This is a genomic window from Acinetobacter sp. RF14B (assembly GCF_006864105.1).
Taxonomy (GTDB): domain Bacteria; phylum Pseudomonadota; class Gammaproteobacteria; order Pseudomonadales; family Moraxellaceae; genus Acinetobacter; species Acinetobacter lwoffii_C.
The window spans coordinates 1-4183 of the sequence record NZ_SMTB01000138.1; the positions used below are offsets into that span (position 1 = coordinate 1).

The following is a 4183-nucleotide window of genomic DNA, read 5'->3' on the forward strand; positions in this document are numbered from 1 at the left end:
CCTGAAAGCGGCTCAACAGCAGAAAAATAGCACAGCCATTCAGCAAGCCCGCCAGGCCCTCAGCAAATATTAGGGCCTGCCTTGTCAACTACTGAACGCTGTATGTGAATGTGTTATATATGGCGAATTCCGGCAATGCCATAAGCATGTTGAGCTTGTGCATAGCTCAGATCTTCCGCTTTCATCCCGCCAAGGGCAAATACCGGAATTTGTACCTGTTCTGCCATCTCCTTGAACTGTTCCCAGCCGAGTGCAGGGGTATCGGGATGTGTCGCTGTGGCCAGCACTGGACTGAGTAAAGCCGCCTCACAGCCAATCTGCTGCGCCTGGATTAATGCCTTCAAGTCATGACAGGCAGCAATATAGCGGTAACCACAGTGAAGCTCCCCTTTTTGCAAGGCCATTAATTGCGACTGTTTTAAATGAATGCTGCGAATGGTGTGCTGCTGTAATTCATTCAATTGCTCCCACATAGCCTGATTAACGATCAATTTAGATAGCTGCTCAATCGGTAGTTGTTGCAGTTGCATTACTCGCTCAGGACTGGCCTCTACCCGCCAATACAGCATTTGATTGGCCTCAAGATGATTTAAAACATTCAGGTTGTCAGAAATTTTTATTCTCTGTGGCCATTGCAGCTTTTGAATCATGGCCTGATTGGCTTTAGGAAAATTCAGCTGGCTGAGCTGTTCACGACGATACCAGCCCCAAGGTGCTTTGATGTGCGCCAACTGTTCAGATGACACCGAGCTATGGAAAATATGTAAATTGACAATGACATCTTCATATTCATGCAAAATAAAATCAAATGCATGCCAGACATCTAGATCAATTCCCACCTCTTCAAGAACCTCACGTCGACATGCCTCAAGCGGTGATTCACCTTGCTCTACTTTACCGCCTGGAAATTCAGACTTGTTCCCCTGATGTTGCTCGGCTTCACGCCAGCCAACCAGGATCTGATTTTGATAAAACAAGATTGCAATTGCGACATGAATGGTAGGTTTAGACATAATATGATGAACCATGAAAGTTTTACAGATTGTAAGCAAATTAGAGCTTTTTATAAATTATTCAATATTCCGTTGACAGACCAATTTGATAATGATTATCATTTAAAACAATCCAAAATACACCACGGAGTCGATGGAATGAATGCACCATTTAGCTTGTTTACTCGCAATACCGAAACTCACCATACCTTGCCCATGCTGCACTCAAATAATCTTTTTGCTCTTGGCCGTGAAATCCGAATCATGCATGCTGGTGAGGAATACCGTTTGCGCCTGACTCGTAACAACCGACTCATTCTTACTAAATAATTAGCATAGTTCAATAATAACCAACGTGGGAACAAGCAGTATGAATCAGCGCCTACTGCTTTTTTTATTGGCGTGACTTTAAATTCTGCGCCTGACCTGCAAAGCTTAATGACACTTTCAGCCCGCCCAAATCTGAGGCTGCATAATCTATTCTGGCAGCATGCAGCTGCATAATCTTTTGACAAATAGACAGGCCCAAGCCTGAACCTTGCGTTTGAGTGCCCAAGGCACGATAGAAACGCTCACCCAAACGTTCTACGACTTCAGCCGCCATACCCTCACCTGAATTTTCGATCAGCAATTGGATCTGCTGTTGCTGAATATTGGTTCGAATGTCCACCTGTCCTTGGACTGGTGTGTAACGGATGGCATTATCCAGCAGATTGCGGATACAACTAAAAATAAGTTCTGCATTGGCTTCAATCACGGCATCTTCAAGCCATAAATTCCAATGGATGTTTTTTTCCTGAGCCACTGGTTGTAAGGCTTGCAAAGCATCCTGAACCAGAAGTTTAAGATTGACCACCTGTTTGGGTAGTTGCTCTGCCCGCTCCGGATCGAGTCGTGCCAGCAAGAGCAGATTTTCCAGTACCAGCGTGCCGCGATTGACATCATTTTGGATCAGCTGCAAGGCATGAGCTAATGAGGCATCATCCTGATATTGACGTTTCAGCACCTGTAAGCGCATCTGAATCGCAGAAAGTGGCGAACGCAGTTCATGGGAAGCATCTGCGGTAAAACGCTGTTCGGCAGTCAGTGATTTTTCCAGCCGGCCGAGCATGGCATTCAACTGACGTACAATCGGCTGCAGCTCCGTAATTTCAGGTTCCGGACGAGCGATCGGGCTGAGGTCCTGAGCAGATTTGAATGCAATGGCCCGGGAAATTTTATTTAACGGCCTTAACTGACGTTTAATCGCAATATATAAAATCAACCATTGTAATAACCATAACACCAGCAAAATACCAAGAAAACTCAAAGTCGTTTGCCAGAGTTCTTCAAAGCGTACCGACAGCGGCTGTACTACCTTAACCTGCAAGCCGTCATCTTCAGCGTTAAGAATCCGAATAAAATGGCCTTGTTCATAAGCAAAGTGAAAGCCGTTTTTCTGCACAAGTGGTATTTCAGTTAATAGTTCATGCTCAACCGAAGTGGTAAGAATCTTCTGATCCAGTAATAAGGCATACTGGATGTCAAACTGCTCACTTATTTCATCCACCTGAGTATCTTTCATCTGGGTCAGATCGCCCAATAGAAGCTCGGAAATCTGCTGCATCAAGTCATCATGCAGCTGGATTGCCTGATAACTGGAGATTCCCAAAGAGAGCAACCACGCCAACAGCCCCGCCAATACAGAACTGAACAGAGCGTGTTGAATCAACCGGGTTTGCAGGGAAATAGGCGCTGACATAATTATGTTTCCGGTTTATACATGCGATAACCCAAACCGCGAAGGGTTTTAATCATCTGGCTGCCGATTTTTTTACGCAACTGGTAAATAAATACTTCGATGGCATTGCTTTCAATTTCATCGCCCCAGGCATAAAGCGACTCTTCCAACTGTTCACGGGTGACAATATGTTCAGGCTGCTGCATCAGTTTATACAGAATCTGGAATTCCTTTGCCGTCAGGTTAATATTCTGACCGGCTTTGTGCAGGGTCTTGGCCTGAGTGTCGAGACTGAGATCCTGCCAGTGCAGAATATGATTCGGAGTTTGCTGTCGAAGTCTGAGCTGGGCGCGCACCCGGGCCGACAACTCTTCCAGACTAAAAGGTTTGACCAGATAATCATTGGCGCCTAAATCCAGCCCTTCTACCCGATCATCAATACTGTCTTTGGCGGTAATAAAAATAACCGGAGTATCTTTCTGTCGACTGCGCAAATTTTTAAGAATCTCATCTCCGTTGGCCTTCGGCAGACCACGATCCAGTAAAATGCAGTCATACTGGTGCTGCTCAATTGCCAGAATCGCATGATCACCGCGCTCGACCCGGTCAATCACATAGCCATCCATCTCCAGCCAGGTCTGGATACTGTCTGCCTGAGAGGAGTCATCTTCCGCCAAAAGAATACGCATACTCTGCTCCATTTGCTTCCTTGTTCTATCTTGCCTTGAAAAAGTTCCAGACTCAAAAAAACCACATGCTTTTTGGTAACTTGCATGTGGTTTTTTGTTGCTGTGTTCAAGCTGGTTCCAGCAAATCAGGCGATATTAGAAACGAACCTGGTCAACCTCAATTTCAACACGTTTGGCCGGTTTATAATCAATATCGATTTCACCTGTGATGATTACCGGTGTTTTGGCTGAAATTGGTTTGCCCTGCCAAAGTTCGTCATCAATCTCAACCGTAATGGTTCCGGTGCTGTCACGGAACTGGTATTTTTCATCACCGACTGCTTTGACCACATACCCTTTCAGCTGGACCTTGCTGTCATCTTTCATGGCCAGCGCCTGTTTGACCGTAGTCGATTGAGCAAAAGCGGCCTGATTCACAGCGGTGTCACTACTTGCTATCGTAGCGGTGGCAATAGAACCCATCAATGCAGCTGCCAGAACTGTATTTATCATCATTTTCATTGCAGTTACCTCTTTAAAGTTGCCTTATTTCGATGATGCTATTAAAACAGCCGAAGATGAATTGAATCTTAAGATGGCTTCATTTTTAAAATTAAGTTAAAGGCACGACTCTGAGGACTTCTTCCAGTGTGGTCACACCTTCCAGAATCTTACGCGCCCCGGCAATTCTGAGCGGCTCTACCCCTTCCTTTTTCGCCTGCTGACGCAACTGGTTCAGGTTCGCATCGGCCCCGATCAGCTGTTTGGTGGCCAGACTCAGTGGCATAAACTCATATATCCCG

Annotated in this window: 5 protein-coding genes and 1 pseudogene; 1 reads left to right on the forward strand and 5 read right to left on the reverse strand. The window is 45.6% G+C overall.

Going from position 1 to position 4183, the window contains the following annotated elements:
* Positions 1 to 113: 113 nt before the first annotated feature.
* Entirely contained in the window at positions 114 to 1013 is a 900-nt protein-coding gene (locus tag E2K52_RS13565; protein ID WP_151205559.1) for a thiamine phosphate synthase, read from the reverse strand.
* Between the two features lie 138 nt (positions 1014 to 1151).
* Between E2K52_RS13565 and hemP the strand changes: the two genes are divergently transcribed.
* Complete coding sequence (gene hemP, locus E2K52_RS13570; protein ID WP_151205563.1) at positions 1152 to 1322, forward strand: hemin uptake protein HemP; 171 nt, start codon at positions 1152 to 1154, stop codon at positions 1320 to 1322.
* 64 nt (positions 1323 to 1386) lie between these two features.
* On the opposite strand, the gene E2K52_RS13575 is transcribed toward hemP, so the two are convergent.
* From E2K52_RS13575 to E2K52_RS13590, 4 genes and pseudogenes are all read right to left on the reverse strand, one after another.
* Positions 1387 to 2733: an ATP-binding protein gene (locus tag E2K52_RS13575; RefSeq protein ID WP_151205560.1), complete on the reverse strand. Its 1347-nt coding sequence runs from the start codon at positions 2731 to 2733 to the stop codon at positions 1387 to 1389.
* A 2-nt stretch (positions 2734 to 2735) separates the two neighbouring features.
* Entirely contained in the window at positions 2736 to 3401 is a 666-nt protein-coding gene (locus E2K52_RS13580) for a response regulator transcription factor (protein WP_151205561.1), read from the reverse strand.
* Between the two features lie 135 nt (positions 3402 to 3536).
* Positions 3537 to 3902 (reverse strand): NirD/YgiW/YdeI family stress tolerance protein, encoded by a 366-nt coding sequence (locus E2K52_RS13585; RefSeq protein WP_151205562.1) that lies wholly within the window; start codon positions 3900 to 3902, stop codon positions 3537 to 3539.
* Positions 3903 to 3993: 91 nt separating this feature from the next.
* Positions 3994 to 4183, reverse strand: a pseudogene (locus E2K52_RS13590) (type II/IV secretion system protein); the annotation flags it as partial.